This window comes from Variovorax nitratireducens (assembly GCF_051216545.1).
Classification (GTDB): Bacteria; Pseudomonadota; Gammaproteobacteria; order Burkholderiales; family Burkholderiaceae_C; genus Variovorax.
The window spans coordinates 100,606-120,642 of record NZ_JBPJZO010000010.1 but is presented as its reverse complement, the minus strand read 5'-3'; the positions used below and the strand labels follow the sequence as shown (position 1 = coordinate 120,642).

At 66.7% G+C, this 20,037-nt stretch carries 26 protein-coding genes; 11 read left to right on the top strand and 15 right to left on the bottom strand.

Annotated features, from left to right (window positions below):
* The first annotated feature begins 53 nt into the window (after positions 1-53).
* A complete protein-coding gene (xerD, locus tag ACSFA8_RS21145; protein WP_435481440.1) occupies positions 54-959 on the top strand; it encodes a site-specific tyrosine recombinase XerD in 906 nt (301 codons plus the stop codon).
* Positions 960-989: 30 nt separating this feature from the next.
* Positions 990-1,454, top strand: coding sequence for a MaoC family dehydratase (locus ACSFA8_RS21140; RefSeq protein ID WP_435481439.1), 465 nt, complete (start codon positions 990-992; stop codon positions 1,452-1,454).
* Here the strand turns inward: ACSFA8_RS21140 and ACSFA8_RS21135 are convergent.
* The gene (locus ACSFA8_RS21135; protein WP_435481438.1) at positions 1,451-2,257 is read right to left on the bottom strand and encodes a ferritin-like domain-containing protein; all 807 of its coding nucleotides are present in this window, start codon (positions 2,255-2,257) and stop codon (positions 1,451-1,453) included. The two genes, ACSFA8_RS21140 and ACSFA8_RS21135, sit on opposite strands and share 4 nt — an antisense overlap.
* 40 nt (positions 2,258-2,297) lie before the next feature.
* On the opposite strand from ACSFA8_RS21135, the gene ACSFA8_RS21130 reads away from it, so the two are divergent.
* Both ACSFA8_RS21130 and hslO read left to right on the top strand, forming a co-directional pair.
* Positions 2,298-2,822 (top strand): gamma carbonic anhydrase family protein, encoded by a 525-nt coding sequence (locus ACSFA8_RS21130; RefSeq protein WP_435481437.1) that lies wholly within the window; start codon positions 2,298-2,300, stop codon positions 2,820-2,822.
* A gap of 28 nt (positions 2,823-2,850) precedes the next feature.
* A complete protein-coding gene (gene hslO / locus ACSFA8_RS21125; RefSeq protein WP_435481436.1) occupies positions 2,851-3,840 on the top strand; it encodes an Hsp33 family molecular chaperone HslO in 990 nt (329 codons plus the stop codon).
* A 15-nt stretch (positions 3,841-3,855) separates the two neighbouring features.
* Here hslO and ACSFA8_RS21120 read toward each other — a convergent pair whose 3' ends face one another.
* From ACSFA8_RS21120 to ACSFA8_RS21090, 7 genes are read right to left on the bottom strand one after another with little or no spacing between them, the layout of a single operon-like run.
* Complete coding sequence (locus ACSFA8_RS21120) at positions 3,856-4,527, bottom strand: AAA family ATPase (RefSeq protein WP_435481435.1); 672 nt, start codon at positions 4,525-4,527, stop codon at positions 3,856-3,858.
* The gene (gene pnuC, locus ACSFA8_RS21115; protein WP_435481434.1) at positions 4,524-5,141 is read right to left on the bottom strand and encodes a nicotinamide riboside transporter PnuC; all 618 of its coding nucleotides are present in this window, start codon (positions 5,139-5,141) and stop codon (positions 4,524-4,526) included. Before pnuC ends, ACSFA8_RS21120 begins: the two co-directional genes overlap by 4 nt.
* Before the next feature lie 12 nt (positions 5,142-5,153).
* On the bottom strand, positions 5,154-5,432 hold the full coding sequence (gene ftsB / locus ACSFA8_RS21110; protein WP_435481433.1) for a cell division protein FtsB: 279 nt from the start codon (positions 5,430-5,432) through the stop codon (positions 5,154-5,156).
* A gap of 11 nt (positions 5,433-5,443) precedes the next feature.
* Positions 5,444-6,727: a phosphopyruvate hydratase gene (gene eno, locus ACSFA8_RS21105; protein ID WP_435481432.1), complete on the bottom strand. Its 1,284-nt coding sequence runs from the start codon at positions 6,725-6,727 to the stop codon at positions 5,444-5,446.
* A gap of 30 nt (positions 6,728-6,757) precedes the next feature.
* On the bottom strand, positions 6,758-7,048 hold the full coding sequence (locus ACSFA8_RS21100; RefSeq protein WP_435481431.1) for a DUF1330 domain-containing protein: 291 nt from the start codon (positions 7,046-7,048) through the stop codon (positions 6,758-6,760).
* Entirely contained in the window at positions 7,045-7,902 is an 858-nt protein-coding gene (kdsA, locus tag ACSFA8_RS21095) for a 3-deoxy-8-phosphooctulonate synthase (RefSeq protein WP_435481430.1), read from the bottom strand. Before kdsA ends, ACSFA8_RS21100 begins: the two co-directional genes overlap by 4 nt.
* Positions 7,899-9,578, bottom strand: a complete 1,680-nt coding sequence (locus tag ACSFA8_RS21090; protein WP_435481429.1) for a CTP synthase — start codon at positions 9,576-9,578, stop codon at positions 7,899-7,901. Before ACSFA8_RS21090 ends, kdsA begins: the two co-directional genes overlap by 4 nt.
* A gap of 71 nt (positions 9,579-9,649) precedes the next feature.
* Here ACSFA8_RS21090 and coaBC point away from each other — a divergent pair, with 71 nt between their 5' ends.
* The 4 genes from coaBC (at position 9,650) to ACSFA8_RS21070 (ending at position 12,394) form a co-directional block, all read left to right on the top strand.
* Complete coding sequence (gene coaBC, locus ACSFA8_RS21085; RefSeq protein WP_435481428.1) at positions 9,650-10,876, top strand: bifunctional phosphopantothenoylcysteine decarboxylase/phosphopantothenate--cysteine ligase CoaBC; 1,227 nt, start codon at positions 9,650-9,652, stop codon at positions 10,874-10,876.
* A complete protein-coding gene (locus ACSFA8_RS21080; protein ID WP_435481427.1) occupies positions 10,873-11,310 on the top strand; it encodes a hypothetical protein in 438 nt (145 codons plus the stop codon). Before coaBC ends, ACSFA8_RS21080 begins: the two co-directional genes overlap by 4 nt.
* Positions 11,307-11,753: a dUTP diphosphatase gene (dut, locus tag ACSFA8_RS21075; RefSeq protein ID WP_435481426.1), complete on the top strand. Its 447-nt coding sequence runs from the start codon at positions 11,307-11,309 to the stop codon at positions 11,751-11,753. The genes ACSFA8_RS21080 and dut overlap by 4 nt, the downstream gene beginning before the upstream one ends.
* Positions 11,754-11,884: 131 nt before the next feature.
* Positions 11,885-12,394 carry a glycine zipper 2TM domain-containing protein gene (locus ACSFA8_RS21070; RefSeq protein ID WP_435481425.1) on the top strand — a complete coding sequence of 170 codons (510 nt, stop codon included), beginning with the start codon at positions 11,885-11,887 and terminating at the stop codon, positions 12,392-12,394.
* Positions 12,395-12,422: 28 nt separating this feature from the next.
* Here ACSFA8_RS21070 and ACSFA8_RS21065 read toward each other — a convergent pair whose 3' ends face one another.
* Entirely contained in the window at positions 12,423-12,947 is a 525-nt protein-coding gene (locus ACSFA8_RS21065; protein ID WP_435481424.1) for an FKBP-type peptidyl-prolyl cis-trans isomerase, read from the bottom strand.
* 14 nt (positions 12,948-12,961) lie between these two features.
* Here ACSFA8_RS21065 and ACSFA8_RS21060 point away from each other — a divergent pair, with 14 nt between their 5' ends.
* The 3 genes from ACSFA8_RS21060 (at position 12,962) to ACSFA8_RS21050 (ending at position 14,982) form a co-directional block, all read left to right on the top strand.
* Positions 12,962-14,107: a JmjC domain-containing protein gene (locus tag ACSFA8_RS21060; RefSeq protein WP_435481423.1), complete on the top strand. Its 1,146-nt coding sequence runs from the start codon at positions 12,962-12,964 to the stop codon at positions 14,105-14,107.
* Positions 14,094-14,603, top strand: coding sequence for a hypothetical protein (locus ACSFA8_RS21055; protein WP_435481422.1), 510 nt, complete (start codon positions 14,094-14,096; stop codon positions 14,601-14,603). The genes ACSFA8_RS21060 and ACSFA8_RS21055 overlap by 14 nt, the downstream gene beginning before the upstream one ends.
* 124 nt (positions 14,604-14,727) lie before the next feature.
* Positions 14,728-14,982, top strand: a complete 255-nt coding sequence (locus ACSFA8_RS21050) for a hypothetical protein (protein ID WP_435481421.1) — start codon at positions 14,728-14,730, stop codon at positions 14,980-14,982.
* Positions 14,983-15,044: 62 nt separating this feature from the next.
* Here the strand turns inward: ACSFA8_RS21050 and ACSFA8_RS21045 are convergent, their stop codons facing one another.
* The 6 genes from ACSFA8_RS21045 to ACSFA8_RS21020 form a co-directional block, all read right to left on the bottom strand.
* On the bottom strand, positions 15,045-15,821 hold the full coding sequence (locus tag ACSFA8_RS21045) for an MBL fold metallo-hydrolase (protein WP_435481420.1): 777 nt from the start codon (positions 15,819-15,821) through the stop codon (positions 15,045-15,047).
* Between the two features lie 11 nt (positions 15,822-15,832).
* Positions 15,833-16,921 (bottom strand): outer membrane protein assembly factor BamC, encoded by a 1,089-nt coding sequence (gene bamC, locus ACSFA8_RS21040; protein ID WP_435481419.1) that lies wholly within the window; start codon positions 16,919-16,921, stop codon positions 15,833-15,835.
* Positions 16,922-17,036: 115 nt separating this feature from the next.
* Positions 17,037-17,927, bottom strand: coding sequence for a 4-hydroxy-tetrahydrodipicolinate synthase (gene dapA, locus ACSFA8_RS21035; RefSeq protein WP_286620957.1), 891 nt, complete (start codon positions 17,925-17,927; stop codon positions 17,037-17,039).
* Positions 17,928-17,960: 33 nt separating this feature from the next.
* Positions 17,961-18,512 (bottom strand): class I SAM-dependent methyltransferase, encoded by a 552-nt coding sequence (locus tag ACSFA8_RS21030; protein WP_435481509.1) that lies wholly within the window; start codon positions 18,510-18,512, stop codon positions 17,961-17,963.
* 5 nt (positions 18,513-18,517) lie between these two features.
* On the bottom strand, positions 18,518-18,658 hold the full coding sequence (locus ACSFA8_RS21025) for a hypothetical protein (RefSeq protein ID WP_435481418.1): 141 nt from the start codon (positions 18,656-18,658) through the stop codon (positions 18,518-18,520).
* Positions 18,655-19,875, bottom strand: a complete 1,221-nt coding sequence (locus ACSFA8_RS21020; protein WP_435481417.1) for an MFS transporter — start codon at positions 19,873-19,875, stop codon at positions 18,655-18,657. Before ACSFA8_RS21020 ends, ACSFA8_RS21025 begins: the two co-directional genes overlap by 4 nt.
* Between the last annotated feature and the right edge of the window lie 162 nt (positions 19,876-20,037).

The following is a 20,037-nucleotide window of genomic DNA, read 5'->3' as shown; positions in this document are numbered from 1 at the left end:
CTCCGAAAAGCCGCCGCAAGGCGGCTTTTCTTTTTTGGGTATGGTTGGGCCCAATGACCGCCGCCCCCATTTCTGGATCCACCGCGATCGACGAGTTCGTCGATGCGCTCTGGCTCGAGCACGGGTTGTCGAACAACACGCTGGCGGCCTACCGGCGCGACCTCGAGCTGTTCGAGCGATGGCTCGTCGCGCGCGGCATCGCGCTCGACGCCGCGCAGGAGCACGACTTGCACGCCTACATGGGCGCGCGGGTAGCCGACAAGGGCAAGGCCACGTCGGCGAACCGCAGGCTCACGGTGTTCAAACGCTACTTTCGCTGGGCCGTGCGCGAGCGCCGCATCGCAGGCGACCCCACCTTGCGGCTGAGCCCCGCGCGGCAGGCCATGCGGGTGCCCAAGACACTGTCCGAACAGCAGGTGGAAGACCTGCTCGCCGCGCCCGAGGTCGACACGCCGCTCGGCCTGCGCGACCGCGCGATGCTCGAGCTGATGTACGCCAGCGGGTTGCGCGTGAGCGAGCTGGTCACGCTCAAGGTGTTCGACATGAGCCTGAATGACGGCGTGCTGCGCATCCTCGGCAAGGGCAACAAGGAACGCCTGGTGCCGTTCGGCGGCGAGGCGCGGCGCTGGATCGAGCGCTACCTGAAAGACGCGCGGCCCGAGATCCTCGACGCACAGCAAACGCCCGACCTGTTCGTGACTGCGCGCGGCGCCGGCATGACGCGCGTGATGTTCTGGATCATCGTGAAGAAGCATGCGCTGCGCGCCGGCATCCATGTGCCTCTGTCGCCGCACACCCTGCGGCACGCGTTCGCGACCCATCTGCTGAACCACGGCGCCGACCTGCGCGCGGTGCAGTTGCTGCTCGGCCACGCCGACATCTCCACCACGACGATCTACACCCATGTGGCGCGGGAGCGCCTCAAGCAGTTGCATGCACAGCACCACCCGCGCGGCTGAACGAACATCCAAGCCGACCAAGGAGCATCCATGACACACCCCGCGAGTGAAAAACGCGCCTTGTACCTCGAAGACCTGAACGTTGGCGACCGCTTCATGAGCGAGGGCCACGAGCTCGATGCCGAGCAGATCAAGGCCTTTGCAGTGTTGTTCGACCCGCAGCCCTTTCACACCGACGAAGAGGCAGCCAAGGCCACCTTTTTCGGCGGCCTCGCCGCGAGCGGCTGGCACACGGCCGCGATCACGATGCGGCTAATGGTGAACAGCGGCCTTCCGCTGGCCGACGGCATCATCGGTTCCGGCGGCCAGATCAGCTGGCCGCAGCCGACCCGGCCCGGCGATGTGCTGCGCGTCGAAAGCGAGGTGGTCGAGATCACACCGTCGCGCTCCAAGCCCGATCGCGGCACGGTGCAGATGCGCTGCGAAACGCGCAACCAGCGCGGCGAGGTGCTGCAGCACTTCCTGCCGAAACTGGTGGTGATGCGGCGGCCTTAGCCGGGCTGCGACAACGCGGCCAATTCCTCGTCGGTGAAGCCGGCGCGTGCGCGCGCCTCGAGATTGAACGGCGCGCGCGGCCGCGGCGCTTCGTGCCTTCTGAACAGCGTACGGTAGTGCGCGATCGGGTCGAGCCCGTCCCGCGTGCAGAGCCAGCGGTACCAGCGGTTGCCGATGGCCACGTGGCCGACTTCGTCGCGCAGGATGATGTCCAGGATCGCGCTGGCCGCCGCGGCATCGGGCGTGCCGATGCGCGCCAGCTTGGCCTGGATCTGCGGCGTGGCGTCGAGCCCGCGGGCCTCCAGCGTGCGCGGCACCAGCGCCATGCGGGCGACCACGTCGTGCTTCGTCTTCTCGCACATCGTCCACAGACCGTCGTGGGCCGGGAAGTCGCCGTACTGCCAGCCCATGCCGCGCAGGTGCGCGTGCAGCAGCGTGAAGTGCTGCGCCTCTTCGTCGGCCACGCGCCACCAGTCGCGGTAATAGGCCTCGGGCATGCCGCCGAAGCGCCAGACCGCATCGAGCGCGAGGTTGATCGCGTTGAACTCGATGTGGCAGATCGAATGGATCAGGGCCGCACGGCCTTCGTCGGTGAAGGGCGAGCGTTGCGGCACGGCGGTGGCGGCCACGCGCATCGGGCGCTCCGGGCGGCCCGGCACGCCGGCGTCTTCTGCAGCCCGATCCAGCTCGTCCGATGCTATGGAAGCCATAGCTGCCTCGGCAGCGGCGGCGCGCGTTGCCGCCACTTTCTGCCCGGGATCCGTGATGCGCAGCGCGGCCAGCGCGCTCAATCGGTGATGCATCCCTACAATTCTAGTTTTGACCCCGCTGGAGACTGCGACGATGGCGATTTATGAACTCGACGGCGTGGCGCCGCAACTCGGCAAGGACGCCTGGGTCGCCGACAGCGCCGAGGTGATGGGCAACGTGATCCTTGGCGAGAACGCGAGCGTGTGGTTCGGCGCGGTGCTGCGTGGCGACACCGAAACGCTGACCATCGGGCGCAATTCGAATGTGCAGGACTTGTCGGTGCTGCATGCCGACATCGGTTGCCCCCTGACCATCGGCGAAAACGTCACCATCGGCCACCAGGTCATGCTGCACGGCTGCACGGTCGGCGACAACTCGCTGATCGGCATTCAGTCGGTGGTCTTGAACAACGCGAAGATAGGCCGCAACTGCATCGTTGGCGCTGGCAGCGTGGTGACCGAGGGCAAGGAGTTTCCCGACAACTCGCTCATCGTTGGTTCGCCCGCCAAGGTGGTGCGCACGCTCGACGATGCGGCTGCCGCCAGGCTCCGGCAGAGCGCCGAGCACTATGTGGACAACGGCCGCCGCTTTGCGAAGGGTCTCCGGAAAATCGCCTGAACGGGCGACAGATCATCAAAGGAATGTTTTGAGCGAGTTGCACAAGTTTCTGTTCGACGGCCTGCCGGTGCGCGGGATGATCGTGCGCCTGACCCAGCCGTGGACGGAAATCCTGGCCCGGCGCGCGGCCAACACAGCCACCGGCGCCTATCCGCCGCCGGTGGTCGAGTTGCTCGGCGAGATGACTGCGGCGGCCGCGCTGATGCAGGCCAACATCAAGTACAACGGCGCGCTGATCCTGCAGGTGTTCGGCGACGGGCCGGTCAAGGTGGCGGTGGCGGAAGTGCAGGCCGACCTGAGCCTGCGCGCCACGGCCAAGGTGGTGGGCGAGGTTGCCGCCGACGCGGGGCTGCCTGACATGGTCAACGTGCACAACAAGGGCCGTTGCGCCATCACGCTCGACCCCAAGGACAAGGTGCCGGGCCAGCAGCCCTACCAGGGCGTGGTGCCGTTGTTCGGCGACCAGTTCGAGAAGCTCGGCAAGCTCAGCGACGTGCTCGAGCACTACATGCTGCAAAGCGAGCAGCTCGACACCACGCTGGTGCTCGCCGCCGACGACACGGTGGCGGCCGGCCTGCTGATCCAGCGCCTGCCGGTGAAGGGCGAGGCCAATCTTTCGGGCAGCAATGCGGCCGAAGCCAATGAAGATGAAATCGGCCGCAACGAGGACTACAACCGCATCTCGATCCTTGCATCGAGCCTGACGCGCGACGAGTTGCTGACGCTCGACATCGACACCATCCTGCACCGCCTGTTCTGGGAAGAGAAGGTGCTGCGCTTCGAGCCGCAAGCCGGCGCACACGGCCCGCATTTCGCCTGCACCTGCAGCCGGGAACGCGTGGCCGGCATGATCCGCGGCCTCGGCGAGGAAGAAGCCGAGGAGATCCTGGCGGAGCGCGGCGACATCGAGGTGGGTTGCGATTTCTGCGGCAAGCAGTACCGCTTCGATGCGGTCGATGCCGCGCAGATCTTCAAGGCACCCGGGGATCGACCGCCCGGGACGACCATCGTTCAGTAGGCCCTGTACGCGGCGCTAGGGCCGTCGCGCCAGCAGATCGCTGAAAAGCCTGTGCTCGCACGCCGGATCGGAGCACTTGTCGCAGGGCCAGCGCCAGCCGGCGCCTGCGCCAGACCGGGCCGCGGCACCCGCTGCGTCTTCCGACGATGCGATTGAATTGATGGCATTCCACGCGTTGGCGAGCCGTTCGTCGCCGCTTCCATGTACCACGGCGTAGCCGAGACCGGCGCCGGCCAGCGCGGCTCGCACGCGCGCATCGACCGGCTCGCGCACATGCGGGCCGTCGCGTTGCAGGCCGTCGGCCACCCACGGCAGGTCGAGCGCGGTCAGCAGGGTCAGCGCGTAGCCGCGCTGGGCCGCAAGTGCATTGGCATAGCGCGAGTGGTCGTCGAACAGCAGGTCGCTGTAGACCGCGGTCATCAGTGACGTGGTGTCGGCCACCACCACGCCCTGCGCCGCCGCGTCGGCAATGCGCCGGGTCTGCTCGTCGGCGATGGCCGCCTGCTCGTCCGGGCGCGGCGTGCGGCCTTCGCGCTCGCACCACTCGCGCAGGTACTCGGCGACCAGCGTGGTCTTCACGCCGCGCTGTTGCAGGCGCGCGGCGAGCGCGCGCGCGAGCTCGGTCTTGCCGGTACTCTCGGCGCCGAGCAGCGCGATTACGCAGCCGGACTGGAGGGCGGGCGTCATGCAGCGACCGGGCGCAGCCGCCCCCGCCACGCCAAGTAGCCCGCCACGCTGAGTGCCGCAAATACCGCATACAGGCCGACTGTGAGCCACAAGCCCTTGTGGACGAAGAGCCCGATGCTGACCGTGTTGACCGCAAGCCACACGATCCAGTTCTCGATGAACTTGCGGCCCAGCAGGAACTGGCCGACCAGGCTGAGGCCGGTTGCGAAACCGTCCCACCAGGGCACATCCGAATCGGTGAAGCGCATCAGAAAGAAGGCCACCGCCGGCCATGCCAGGGCGCAGGCGAGCAGCGTGAAGGCAATGCCGCGCGGAGAGAGACGCGCAACATGCAGGGCACTGCCGTCGGCCCGGTGGCCGCGCAGCCATTGCGCCCAGCCCCAGAGCGCCATCACCGCAAAAAAGATCTGCAGACTGGCGTCGCCATAGATGCCGGCCTGCGCGAACACGCCGAAGTAGAGCAGCGAGCTCACGATGGCCAGCGGCCAGCCCCAGTGGATCTCGCGCATGTTGCAGCCGACCATGAGGAGCGCGAGCACGGCCGCCACCACTTCAAGCCAGGTGGTCGGTGCACCCCACAGCACGAAGGCCGGGGCCGAGAAGAACGCCGGCATCGAAAGCCGTGGTCAGCGCGTGATCTGAACGAACACTTCGTTCGGCTTGACCATGCCGAGCTCCTGGCGCGCGCGCTCTTCGACCATCTCGAGGCCTTCCTGCAGATCGCGCACCTCAGCGCCCAGCCGGTCGTTGTTGACGGCCGCCTTGACGTTGGCCTCTTTCTGGGTCGCGAGCTTGTCTTCGAGCTTTGCCACGTCGCGCACGCTGCCCCGGCCGGTCCACAGCTGCCACTGAAGAACGAACAGCAGCAGTGCCAGCACGATGGGGACAACGACGCGGGAGCGCATGGGCGAGGGGGTCAGCGAAGGTTGTAGAACGCGGCGCGGCCGGGATAGCTGGCGATGTCACCGAGGTCTTCCTCGATGCGCAGCAGCTGGTTGTACTTGGCGATGCGGTCCGAGCGGGACAGCGAGCCGGTCTTGATCTGGCCGGCATTGGTGCCCACCGCGATGTCGGCGATGGTGCTGTCCTCGGTCTCGCCCGAGCGGTGCGAAATGACGGCGGTGTAGCCCGCGCGCTTGGCCATCTCGATCGCGGCGAAGGTTTCGGTCAGGGTGCCGATCTGGTTGATCTTGATCAGGATCGAGTTGGCGATGCCCTTGTCGATGCCCTCCTGCAGGATCTTCGTGTTGGTGACGAACAGGTCGTCGCCCACCAGTTGCACGCGCTTGCCGAGGCGCTCGGTCAGGTGCTTCCAGCCGTCCCAGTCGCCTTCGTGCATGCCGTCCTCGATGCTGATGATCGGGTATTTGTCGACCCAGGTCGCGAGCATGTCCGTCCAGTTCTCGGCCGAGAGGGTGAGGTTCTCGCCGCCCAGCACATAGTGGCCGTCCTTGTAGAACTCGCTGGCGGCGCAGTCGAGGCCGAGCGCGATCTGCTCGCCCGCCACGTAGCCGGCCTTGTCGATCGCTTCGAGGATCAGCTGGATCGCTGCCTCGTGGCTCTCGACGCTGGGGGCGAAGCCGCCTTCGTCGCCGACCGCCGTGCTGATGCCGCGGTCGTGCAGGATCTTCTTCAATGCATGGAAGGTCTCGGCACCGTAGCGCACCGCTTCGCGGAAGCTCTTGGCGCCCACCGGGATGATCATGAACTCCTGGATGTCCAGGCTGTTGTTGGCATGTGCGCCGCCGTTGATGACGTTCATCATCGGCACCGGCAGTTGCATGCCGCCCATGCCGCCAAAGTAGCGGTACAGCGGCAGGCCGGATTCTTCGGCCGCTGCACGCGCCACTGCCATCGACACCGCCAGTGTGGCGTTGGCGCCCAGGCGGGCTTTGTTGTCGGTGCCGTCGAGGTCGCACAGCGTGCGGTCGAGGAAAGCCTGCTCGCTGGCATCGAGTCCGAGCACCGATTCGGAGATTTCGGTGTTGATGTTCTCGACGGCCTTCAGCACGCCCTTGCCGAGGTAGCGGCCCTTGTCGCCGTCGCGCAGCTCGATCGCTTCGCGCGAGCCGGTCGATGCGCCCGAGGGCACGGCCGCACGGCCCATGGTGCCGGACTCCAGCAGAACGTCGCATTCGACGGTGGGATTGCCGCGGCTGTCGAGAATTTCGCGGCCGACGATGTCAACGATTGCACTCATTGTTTTTTCTTTCTCAGAACAAAATTCTTGTCAAACGCCTTCGACGGCGATCATGCGCATGATGGCAGCGCCGGCACGTGCCTCGCGTGCCTTCAGGTACTCGGGCGTGTCGTAGAAGGCCTTGGCTTTTTCGAAGCTCGGGAATTTGAGCATGACCACGCGCGTGGGTGCCCAGTCGCCTTCGAGAACCTCGACCTGGCCGCCGCGGATGCACACCTCTGCACCATGCGCCTGCATCGCCACGGTCGACCACTTCTTGTATTCCTCGTACTGCGCCGGGTTCGTGACCTCGACGTGCGCGATGACGTAGCCACTGCTCATGCCTGAAACCTGTCTTCCAGATAGCCGTTTTTCTTGGTGACTGCGTCGAGCGCAACCAGCGTCTCGAGCAGGGCTTTCATGTGTTTGAGCGGCACGGCATTGGGGCCGTCGCTCATCGCCTTGGCCGGGTCGGGGTGCGTCTCCATGAAGACGCCGGCCACACCGACTGCGATGGCCGCGCGTGCCAGCACCGGCACCATCTCGCGCTGCCCGCCCGAGCTCGTGCCCTGGCCGCCCGGCAACTGCACCGAATGCGTGGCGTCGAACACCACCGGCGCACCGGTCTCGCGCATGATCGAGAGCGAACGCATGTCCGACACCAGGTTGTTGTAGCCGAAGCTGGCGCCGCGTTCGCAGGCCAGGAAGCTGTCTTCGGGCAAACCCTTTTCCTTTGCCGCGGCACGCGCCTTGTCGATCACGTTCTTCATGTCGTGCGGCGCAAGGAACTGGCCCTTCTTGATGTTGACCGGCTTGCCCGACTGCGCCACCGCGCGGATGAAGTCGGTCTGGCGGCACAGGAAGGCGGGCGTCTGCAGCACGTCGACCACCTTGGCGGCTTCGGTGATGTCGTCTTCGGTGTGCACGTCGGTCAGCACCGGAACGCCGAGTTCGCGCTTCACCTTGGCCAGGATCTCCAGCCCCTTCTCGCGGCCAGGGCCGCGGAAGGTGGTGCCCGACGAGCGGTTGGCCTTGTCGAAGCTGCTCTTGAAGATGAACGGAATGCCGAGGCTCGCTGTGATTTCCTTCAGCGTGCCGGCCGTGTCCATCTGCAACTGCTCGGACTCGATCACGCAAGGGCCGGCGATCAGGAAAAATGGCCTATCCAGGCCGATGTCGAAACCGCAAAGCTTCATGCCACCACCTTCATGACCGGCTTGGCGCCTTCGCCCTGCGCCTGGTGTTCTAGTGCGGCCTTGATGAACGCGTTGAACAGCGGGTGGCCGCCCCAGGGCGTCGATTTGAACTCGGGGTGAAACTGCACGCCGATGAACCACGGGTGCACTTCCTGCGGCAGTTCGACGATTTCGGTCAGATGCTCGCGCTGCGTGAGCGCCGAAATCACCAGGCCGGCACGGCGCAGGTCGTCGAGGTAGTTGACGTTGGCTTCGTAGCGATGGCGATGGCGCTCGGTCACCACGTCGCCGTAGATGCTGTGCGCGAGCGTGCCAGGCGCGACGTCGGAGCTTTGCGCACCCAGGCGCATGGTGCCGCCAAGGTCGGACTTTTCGGTACGGGTCTTGACCGTGCCGTCGTTGTCTTTCCACTCGGTGATCAACGCAATCACGGGGCATGCGGTGTCGGGCTCGAACTCGGTGCTGTTGGCATTCTTGAGGCCGGCCACGTTGCGCGCGTACTCGATGGTCGCGACCTGCATGCCGAGGCAGATGCCAAGGTAGGGCACCTTGGTCTCGCGCGCGAATTTCGCGGCCGAGATCTTGCCCTCGACGCCACGCTGGCCGAAACCGCCGGGCACCAGGATCGCGTCGTACTTGGCCAGACGCGACACATCCTGCGGGGTGATGGTTTCCGAATCGATGTAGTCGATCTTGACGCGCGAGTGGTTCTTCATGCCGGCGTGGCGCAGCGCCTCGTTCAGCGACTTGTAGCTGTCCGACAGGTCGACGTACTTGCCGACCATTGCGATGTTGACCTCGTTCTGCGGATGCTCGACCTCGTACACCAGGTCGTCCCAGCGCTTGAGCTTGGCCGGCGGCGTGTTGATGCGCAGCTTGTCGCAGATCAGGCCGTCGAGGCCTTGCTCGTGCAGCATGCGCGGCACCTTGTAGATGGTGTCGACGTCCCACATCGAGATCACGCCCCATTCGGGCACGTTCGAGAACAGCGAGATCTTGGCGCGCTCGTCATCCGGGATCGGGCGGTCGGCGCGGCAGACCAGCGCATCGGCCTGAATGCCGATGGCGCGCAGCTCCTTGGCGGTGTGCTGCGTCGGCTTGGTCTTGAGTTCACCGGCCGCGGCGATCCACGGCACGTACGACAGGTGCACGAAGGCCGAGTTGTTCGGGCCCATGCGCAGGCTCATCTGGCGCACCGCTTCGAGGAAGGGCAGCGACTCGATGTCGCCGACGGTGCCGCCGATCTCGACGATCGCGACGTCGACCTCGTGCGCGGTGCCGATGCCGGCGCCACGTTTCACGTACTCCTGGATCTCGTTGGTGATGTGCGGGATCACCTGCACCGTCTTGCCGAGGTAGTCGCCGCGGCGTTCCTTCTCGAGCACCGACTTGTAGATCTGGCCGGTCGTGAAGTTGTTGGCACGGCGCATGCGCGTGTTGATGAAGCGCTCGTAGTGGCCGAGGTCGAGATCGGTCTCGGCACCGTCGTCGGTGACGAACACTTCGCCGTGCTGGAACGGCGACATCGTGCCGGGATCGACATTTATGTACGGATCGAGCTTGATGAGGGTGACTTTGAGGCCGCGCGATTCGAGAATGGCGGCGAGCGAGGCGGAGGCGATTCCCTTGCCCAGGGAAGACACCACACCACCAGTGACGAAGACGAATTTGGTCATGCCAGTTCCAGACGTTCAAGTCCGGGCAGTGGGAAATGCTGATTATAGGTGCGGCCACTTAAACTGCCGGCATGCAAGACCTCTCAGGCAAACACATCGTCCTCGGACTCACCGGCGGCATCGCGTGCTACAAGTCGGCCGAACTGTGCCGGCTGCTGACCAAGGCCGGTGCCACGGTGCAGGTGGTGATGACCGAGGCGGCGGAGCAGTTCATCACGCCGGTCACGATGCAGGCGCTGTCGGGCCGCCCGGTCTACGGCTCGCAGTGGGACGCGCGCGAACCCAACAACATGCCGCACATCAACCTGAGCCGCGAGGCCGATGCGATCGTGCTGGCGCCCTGCAGCGCCGACTTCATCGCGCGGCTGGTGCAGGGGCGATCCGACGAGCTTCTGAGCCTGCTGTGCCTGGCGCGGCCGACGGAACGCGTGCCCCTGCTGATTGCCCCCGCGATGAACCGCGAGATGTGGTCGCACCCGGCGACGCAGCGCAACCTTGCACAGGTGCAGGCCGACGGCGCGATCGCGCTGGGCGTGGGCACCGGCGACCAGGCTTGCGGCGAAACCGGCGACGGCCGCATGCTCGAACCGGCTCAGTTGCTGGAAGACATCGTGGCCCATTTCCAGCCCAAGCTGCTGGCCGGGCACCATGTGCTGGTGACGGCCGGGCCGACCTTCGAGGCGCTCGATCCGATCCGCGGCATCACCAACCATTCGTCCGGCAAGATGGGCTTTGCGATCGCGCGCGCGGCGCGCGAAGCGGGCGCCGAGGTCACCCTGATCGCCGGCCCCGTCAGCCAGCCGACCCCGCGCGGGGTCGGCCGCATCAACGTGCTTTCGGCCCAGGAGATGCTTGAAAGCGCCGTCGATCAGGCGCAGGGTGCGACGGTTTTTGTCGCAACGGCCGCGGTAGCCGACTGGCGCCCGGCCTCCCACAGCGAACAGAAGATCAAGAAAGACGGCAGCGGCCAGCCGCCGGTGCTGCACTTCGTGGAGAACCCCGACATCCTGGCCACGCTGGCCAAAAGCCCGCGCGCACAGAGCGGCGCGCTGTTCTGTGTGGGCTTTGCCGCCGAGAGCGAGAACCTGGTGGCCCATGCCAGCGCCAAGCGCGAGCGCAAGGGCATTCCGCTGCTGGTGGGCAACATCGGCCCGCTGACTTTCGGGCAAGACCACAACAGCCTGTTGCTGGTCGATGCGAACGGCGTGCGCGAGCTGCCGCGTGCCACCAAGCTGGCGCTCGCGCGCCAGCTGGTGGCCGAAATCGCCGCGCGTTTGCCAACCCGGAGTCCGCCATGAACACGCAAGGAAATACGCCGCCGGACGGTGATTTCGCCAGGCTGGTCGAGCAGCTCGCAGCCGAGGCCACGCGCCCGAAGCGCGCGCCGACCTCGAATGAACACGGGCTCGATGTCGGCATGACGCCGTCGTCGGCGCCACAGAGCGGCGTGATGCATTCCGCCGCGCCGGTCGCGGTTCCCGGCAGCGTGCCGCCGCCCGACGCCGCAGCGGTGACCCGAAAAGTCTTGCTCGGCATCGCCATCGGCTGGGTCTTTCTGCTGCTGGTGTTGATGGCCAGCGGCGCACCTGCCGTGGTGCTGTTTGCCGTGTTCGTGGGCGGCATTGCGCTGGCCCGGAATCTCTGGCGCAAGGCGCTGCCGCCCGGCGTCGGCAGCATGCGCGAATGGCTCGAACAACTCGCCCGACAACAACAGGAAAGACCTCGCAAGTGAAAGTGGATGTACGAATTCTCGACGCGCGCATGGCGGATCAGCTTCCGGCCTATGCGACGCCCGGCAGCGCAGGCCTCGATCTGCGTGCCTGCCTCGACGCGCCGATCACGCTCGAGCCCAACGCCTGGCAACTGGTCGGCACAGGCATCGCGATCCACCTGGCCGACCCCGGCTATGCGGCGCTGATCCTGCCGCGCTCGGGGCTGGGCCACAAGCACGGCATCGTGCTGGGCAACCTCGTGGGCCTGATCGACAGCGATTACCAGGGCGAACTCAAGATCAGCGCCTGGAACCGCAGCGACACGCCTTTCGTGCTGCAGCCGATGGAGCGGCTCGCGCAGTTGGTGATCGTTCCGGTGGTGCAGGCGCAGTTCAACGTGGTGAACGAATTCGCCGCGTCGGAGCGGGGCGAGGGCGGCTACGGCTCCACGGGCAAACACTAGCCACGGCCAAAACACCAGCACTGCGTAAAGCGCGGAACCCGGCGCGCCGCGATGGCTCGAACCGGTGCAGGTCATCTGATCGAGCGCTGGCGCGTTGGATACACCTGCACAGCTTCGAGGAACACTCCATCATGAAAAAAATTCCGCGTTTCATCCCTCTTGCCGCGTCGCTGCTGGCGCTGGCCACCTTGACGGCCTGCGTAGCGCCGGCGCCGATCTATCACACCAGCCGCTATCCGTACCAGCCGGCGCAGGCCGCGCCGTATCCGTATGCTGCGCAGCCGGGCGCCTATGCCGAGTTCGGCCATATCGCCAACATTGAGGTGCTGCGCTCGCAAAGCCAGGGCTATGGCACCAGTGGCGGCGGCGCTGTGGCGGGCGGAGTGATCGGCGGCGTGGTGGGCAACCAGTTCGGCCGTGGCGGCGGCCGCGGCGCTGCCACCGCGCTCGGGGTCGTTGGTGGCGCCTTGCTGGGCAATGCGATCGAGGCGCAGAACAATGCACCGCGCGTCTATGAGAGCTATCGCGTCTCGGTGCAAACCGACAACGGCGCCTACCGCGTCTTCGATGTTCCGCATCCCGGCGACTTGCGCATCGGCGAGCGGGTGCGCATCGACAACGGGCAGATCTCCCGCTACTGACCCGCCGGCCCGGCCTGCGCCCAGTGCCTCAGTGCAGCAGGTCGTTGCCGGGAGCCATCGACGGCACCTTGAAGAATCCGGTGCCGGCGGTGCCCCGGCCGATTTCGTCTTCGGTCGCCTCGCGCACCGAGCGCACAGTCAGTTCGAGACGGATCGCGATCCCGGCCAGTGGATGGTTGCCGTCAAGCACCAGATGCTCCGGATACACCTCGGTCACCGTGTAGATCGCGTCCTTGGGCATCTGCTCGCTCACGCCGTGCGGCAGGGCGGCGCCGTCGAAGGTCATACCTTCGGCGGTGCCTTCAGGAAAGAGTGATCTTGGCTCGAGAAACAGCAGCTGGTCGTTGAAATCGCCGAAGCCCTGCTCAGGCTCGAGTTGCAACTGCACCTTGGCGCCGGGCTCGTGGCCCTGCAGCGCCGCTTCGATGGGGTCGAACAGGTCGTCGCCGCCCACCAGAAATTCCACCGGGTCGTCGAGCACATCCAGTACTTCGCCGAGCGTATCTTTCAGCGTCCAGGTCAGGCCGACCACGCATTGTTCAGAGATTTCCATTGCAGAATTCTCCCATGGAGACCACACAACCCCTGAGCCTGCTTGGCGGCCTCAGCGCTGCGCAGTTCATGCGGCGCTACTGGCAGAAGAAACCGCTGGTGGTGCGGCAGGCCGTGCCCGCCATGGCGGCGCCGATCACCCGCAGCGCATTGTTTGAACTGGCGGCGCGCGACGATGTCGAATCGCGCCTGATACGGCATGCTGCCAAGGGCTGGACGCTGCGCCATGGGCCGCTGCCGCGGCGTGCGCTGCCACCGGTGGCGCAGCCCGGATGGACGCTGCTAGTGCAAGGCGTCGACACGCACGACGACAAGGTGCACGCGCTGTTGCAGCAGTTTCGTTTCGTGCCAGACGCGCGGCTGGACGACCTCATGATCAGCTATGCGAGCGACGGCGGTGGCGTCGGCGCCCATTTCGACAGCTATGACGTGTTCCTGCTGCAGGCATCGGGTCGGCGCCGCTGGTCGATCGGCCGGCAGCGGGATTTGACCCTGCAGCAAGACGTGCCACTCAAGATCCTCGAACACTTCGTGCCTGAACAAAGCTTTGTGCTCGAGGCCGGCGACATGCTGTACCTGCCGCCGCGCTATGCCCACGACGGCGTGGCGGTCGGGGGTGACTGCATGACCTGTTCGATCGGGCTGCGTGCGCCGGCGGCCGATGCGCTGGCCGCCGACCTGCTGGTGCGCATCGCCGAAGCGCAGGCCGACGAGCTGGGGGAATCCTCCGGTATCGCTGCGCCGCCGCGCTACCGCGATCCGGCCCAGCCCGCGGTCGAAACGCCGGCCGCCATGCCCGCCGCGCTGCAGGCCTTCGCGCGCGAGGCCGTGCTTGCCGGCCTGCGCGACCTCGATGCCATCGACCGCGCGCTCGGTGAATCGATGACCGAGCCCAAGTCCAATGTGTGGTTCGAGAACGGTGGGGCGGGCGACGTCACCCGTGGCGTTGCGCTCGACCGGCGCAGCCGCATGCTCTACGACGCGCGGCATCTCTACATCAACGGGGAGAGCTTTCGCGCCGGCGGCCGCGATGCCACCTTGATGCGTCGCCTGGCAGATCAGCGCGGGCTGGCCGCACGCGAACTGGTGCGCGCCAGCGACGACGCGCTGGCGCTGCTCGAAGACTGGTGCGAAGCGGGGTGGCTGCATGCTGCCGCCTGAAGAAGGCGCGTCCGCGCCGCTGCCGGAAGGGCCATTCGACGGCCGGCAGGCTTTTCATGCCCATCTGAAGACCGCGATGGCCGAAGCGGCGCAGCAGAACTGGCGTGAGATCGTGTTCAGCGACCCCGACTTTGCCGACTGGCCGCTCGGTGAGCGCGCCGCCATCGAAGCACTGCAGGCCTGGGCCGCATCAGGTCGCCAGCTCGTGCTTCTGGCACAGCATTTCAAGGTGTTCGAGCGCGAGCATGCACGCTTCGTGAGTTGGCGCCAGAGCTGGAGCCACATCATCGATGCGCGGGCTTGCCATGGCCCGGGCCTGCCGCCGGTGCCGAGCGCGATCTGGACGCCGACCTGGTGCCTGCGCCGCATCGACCGCGACCATGACCGCGGCATTTGCAGCGCCGAACCGGAGCGTCGACGTGGATTGCGCGAAGCCATCGACGAATGCCTGCACCATGGCCGGCCTGCCTTTCCGGCTTCGACGCTGGGGCTTTAGTACGCACGGAAAACATGGGGTTACAGCCGCTGTCAGCCAATGCCGCGAATCACGGGTGGGAAGGGCTCCCAGTCAGCATCGAGGGCTAGAATTTTTTGCTCTCGCAATCACCAAAGGAGCCTCCATGAAAAAGTCCGTCCTGCTTGCCTCGTTGATCGCCGTTGCTGCACTGAGTGCCTGCGGCAAAAAGGAAGAGGCTGCACCGGCCATCGTGACGCCGCCGCCCGTGGTCGTGACCCCGCCTGCTGCGGCGCCCGCCGCCCCGGCTACCACCGCCACCCCGCCGGCTGCAACGCCCGCGCCGGGCTCGGCCGCCGCCCTCGAAGAAGCCAACAAGGCCACGCAGGCTGCCAAGGACGCTGCCGCCGCGCCAAAGTGACGCGAAGCCCGCGCACCTGGACCTGACAAGGAAGCCGCCAGTTGGCGGCTTTTTTCATGGTGTCAGAGATCGAGCCATGGCGAGCCGTCTGCCGCGCTGGCGGTCAGGATCTCGTCCTCCTGGGCGCCCAGTGCTTCGGCCAGCACGCGCCGCACGATGTCGGGCCGGTTGTTCTGCTCGCTCAGATGTGCTGCCACCACGTGGCGCAGTCCGCCATGGCGCACGGCGCGCGCGATGTCCGCAGCAGCCGTGTTCGAGAGGTGCCCGTAGTTGCCGCCGACGCGCTGTTTGAGGAAGGCGGGGTAGGCCGACTGCGCGAGCAGATCGCCATCGTGATTGCATTCGAGCAGCAGGGCGTCGAGCCCGGCCAGCCGCGCCAGCACGTAGGGCGTTGCGTGGCCCAGATCGGTCAGCACGCCGAGCCGGCGTGCACCGTCGGTACAGACCAGCTGCAAGGGCTCGCGTGCATCGTGCGGCACCGTGAAAGGCTGCAGCGCCAGGTCGCCGACCGCGATCTCGGCGCCATCGCGTGCAAGGTTCAAGCGTCCCTCGAAGTCGCGCCCGCCGGTCGCGAGCCAGGTGCCTTCGCTCATCCACACGGGAATGCGGTCGCGCCGCGATAACGCATGGGCGCAGCCGATGTGATCGCCATGCTCGTGCGTGATGAACACCGCATCGATCTGGCGCGCCACCAGCCCGGCGCGGCCAAGCCGCGCATCGAGGTGTTTGAGCCCGAAGCCGCAGTCGATCAGCAGGCGGGTGGTGCGGCCGCCGCTGGTCGCCTCGACCAGCGTGGCGTTGCCGGTGCTGCCGCTACCGAGGCTTCGAAAGCGAAGCATCGGCGAACCGGCTACTTGAGGTCGTCTGCAATGACCTGGACGATGCGCTGGGCGTTCGCCGAGGTCTCGGGTGCGCCGGCTTCGTTCTGCACCGACACCGTGCTGGCTTCGCCCTGGCTCTTGACCTGGATGCGGAACTTGAGCGGTGCGTCGGCCTTGCCGGCCTGGCCGAAGGTGATCAGCTTGGCGAAGAAGCCGGGCTCTTTCTTGTCGGGGTTCGGCGGGATGTAGCGCACGAAGTAGGTGCCAGCGGCGCGGTCGCGGTCTTCCACCGTGAAGCCGGTGCGGTCCAGCGCCAGGCCGACCCGGCGCCAGGCGCGCTCGAAGCCTTCGCTCATCTGCACCACCGGCTGACCGGCCACGTTGCCGATGCGCGAGGTTTGCACCACCGGGCCGGCGGCCATCAGGGCCTTCGACTGCTCTTGCGAAACGCCGAGCTTGACCATCAGGCGGCGCAGGAATTCGGCTTCGAGTTCGGGGTCGCTCTTGCGCGGCTGCCAGATCGTCTGATCCTTGCGCGACGTGCTGTAGACCTCTTCCATGCCGCGATGGCTGATGAAGATCTCGGTGCCGCCGCTGGCCGTGCGTTCCATGCGCGTGCGGAAGCGATCCAGTTCGCCGGTCGAGTAGACCGTGTCCACCAGCTTGCCGAGCGTGCTGCGGATGATGTCCTGCGGCAGCTTGGCGCGGTTCTCGGCCCAGTCGGTTTCCATGATGCCGAGGTTGCGCTGGTCGGTGGTCAGCAGGAATCCGCTTTCCTGCCAGAAGTCGCGCACCGGTTCCCAGAGCTTGTCGGCCGGACGGTTGACCACGATCCAGCGTTCTGCGCCCGAGCGTTCCATGCGGACATCGCCGACGGACGACACTGCCGTGGGTTGGCCGGGTGCGTTGGCAACCCCGGCCTGGTACGAATTGGCCGACACCGGCGCGCCGGGCAGCGCGTAGCGGTTTTCACGCGAGAGCTGGGTCAGATCCGGTGGCACTTCGAGCGTCGGGGCTTTGCCGGCGCTCTTGTAGTCGATCTTGTCGGGCTCCAGTGCAGAGCAGGCGGCGAGGCTGGCCACGAGGCCGAGCAGGGCAAGTCGCGAAATGGTTTTCAACGTCGTCTTCCTTGTGGAATGTCTGAATTTCAATGAACGCGTGCGGCGTCCGCCACGTCAGAGTCGAAGGCCGGCAAAAGGTTGCCGGCTTCGGCGGTCGGCAGGATTTCGATGGTCAATCCTTGAGCAGGCCGGTGGCGCGCAGGGCCGCCTCGACCGCCGGTCGGCTGCCCTCGGCGAGTTCGGTCAACGGCAGCCGCAGGGTGCCACCGCACAGCGCCAGCCGTGCCATCGCCCACTTGAGCGGGATGGGGTTGGGCTCGACGAACAGGTTGCGGTGCAGCGGCATCAGCTCGAACTGGATGCGCATCGCGGTCTTGACGTCGCCGGCAATCGCGGCCATGCAGAGCTCGTGCATCTTGCGCGGCGCCACGTTGGCCGTGACGCTGATGTTGCCCTGGCCGCCGCACAGCATGAGTGCCACAGCGGTCGGGTCGTCGCCCGAATACACGGCGAAGCTTTTCGGCAGGTCGCGGATGAGCCACTGGGCGCGCTCGATGTTGCCGGTCGCCTCCTTGATGCCGATGATGCCCGGCACCTGCGCCAGGCGCAGCACGGTGTCGTGCGCCATATCGGCCACGGTGCGGCCGGGCACGTTGTAAAGCACGGTGGGCAGGTCGCCGACGGCTTCGGCGATCGCCTTGAAGTGCTGGTACTGGCCTTCCTGGGTCGGCTTGTTGTAGTAGGGCACGACCTGCAATTGCGAGTCGGCGCCCACGCCCCGCGCGAATTTGGCAAGCTCGATCGCCTCTTTGGTCGAGTTGGCGCCGCAGCCGGCCATCACCGGCACGCGGCCTTTGGCCTGCTCGACCGAGACACGGATGATTTCGCAGTGCTCCTCGACGTCGACCGTCGGAGATTCTCCGGTCGTGCCGACGACGCCAAGGCAGTCGGTGCCTTCGTCGATATGCCAGTCGATCAGCCGGCGCAGGGCGGGGTAGTCGACACTGCCGTCTTCGTGCATCGGCGTGACGAGCGCGACGATGCTGCCAGTCAGTTGATCCAAGGGGGTCTCTTTATGGGACGAAAAGCAGACATTCTAATGACTGGCCGACGGCACCCCGAGCAGGTGGCGCGGCGAGGCGCCGGCCAGCCGTACCGCAGCGATGCGCTGGACGAAGCGCTCGGGATCCGGAAGAAAGCCGTCCTCGTAGGCGACGACGCGCAGCCCGGCGCTGGCGCTCAGCAGTTCACCCGGCTGCAGCAGGAAGTCGGGACGCGATGGTTTGCCCACCGTTTCGTTGCCGGCGGCGAAGGTTTCGTACAACAACACGCCACCCGGCGCCACGGCCGCCACGATGTCGGGCAGCCGCGCGCGCCAGAGGTAATGGGTGACGACCACCGCATCGAACTGCCGGCCGGCAAATGGCCACGGGCCGGCCTCGATGTCGGCCTGCAGCACCTGGCCGAAGTGCGAAGCGGCGGCCACCGCTTCCGGCGCCCGGTCGACCCCCGTGACGGCGTGCCCGCGCTCGGCAAACCAGCGCATGTGGCGCCCGGCGCCGCAGGCCACATCGAGCACCGTGCCGCCGGGCGGCACCAGGTGCGACCAGCGCTCCACCCAGGCGGACGGCGCGCCCGAACCGTGCAGCTCGCTCAAAAGCAGGCCCAGATCTGGTCGACCATCCGCACCAGAAAAGCGGGCCGCGTATAAAGCGCAAAGACGCCGCCCAGCGCCGCGGCAGCCGCCAGCCAGGCGCCGGCGTGCAGGAGGCGGTGGCGGGTCTGCAACGTCATGCCGTGGCCGGTTGCGGTGCGCCGCGCACGATCTCGCCTTCCTTCACCGGCAGGTTGATCAGCGCCGCGAACACGCCCAACGCGATCGCGATGTACCAGACGATGTCGTAGCTGCCCGTGGTGTCGTACAGGTAGCCGCCGAGCCACACGCCCAGGAACGAGCCGACCTGATGGCTCAGAAACACGAAACCGCTGAGCATCGACAGATGCGCCACGCCGAAGATGCCGGCCACGATCGCATTGGTCGCGGGCACGGTGGACAGCCAAAGGAAGCCCATTGCCGCCGAGAAGACATACACGCTGAGCGGCGAGATAGGCACCAGCAGGAACAGCACGATCGACACGGCCCGTGCGAAGTAGATCGCCGCGAGGATCTTGCGCTTGGCCAGCGTCTGTCCCAGCAACCCGACCGTGTAGGTGCCGAACACGTTGAACAGCCCGATCAGCGCCAGCGCATAGCCCGCCACGTCGGCCGACAGGCTGCGGTCGCGCAGGTAGGTCGGCATGTGGATGCCGATGAACGCCAGCTGGAAGCCGCAGACGAAGTACCCCGCCATCAGCAGGCCGAAGCTCGGATAGCGGAAGGCCTCGCCAACCGCCTGCAGCACCGACTGGTCGCGGTGCCCGGCCAGCGCTGCTGTCCTCGGTTCGCGCAGGCCGAAGGCCAGCGGGATGATCACCAGCACCAGCACCGCCAGCACGGCGAGCGCCGTCTGCCAGCCCAGGTGGCCGATCAGCCACCCCTCGATGGGTGCCATCAGGAACTGCCCGAACGAGCCGGCCGCTGCCGCCACGCCCATGGCCCACGAGCGCCGCTCGGCCGGAATCTGCCGCCCTATCACGCCGTAGATCACCGCATAGGTCGAGCCTGCCTGCGCCGCGCCGATCAGCACGCCCGCACTCAGCGTGAAGAGCAGCGGCGTCGGCGAATGCGCCATGCCGAACAGCCCCAGCGCGTAGAACACCGCGCCGCCGATCAACACCCGGAATGCGCCGAACTTGTCGGCCAGCATGCCCGCGAACACGCCGAAGATGCCCCATGAAAGATTCTGGATGGCCAGCGCGAACGAGAAGGTTTGCCGGCTCCAGTCCTGCGCCTGCGTGATCGGCTGCAGCCAGAGCCCGAAGCCGTGGCGGATGCCCATCGAGAGGGTGACGATCATGGCGCCGCACAGCAGCACCTGGGCGATCGGGAGGGGGCGGGCGGGGGCGGTCATGCGGGCAATGTAGCTGGAAGCGCCGCAGCGCGCCGACGGCTGCGCGACAGTCATTGGTGATGAATCTGCGCGCTATTGATGCCCGGAGCACATCAATGCCCGTCTAAGGCCTTCTGGCAGGGTCGAATCTGTATGCCCATACAGGTTTTCGATGGGGCGACG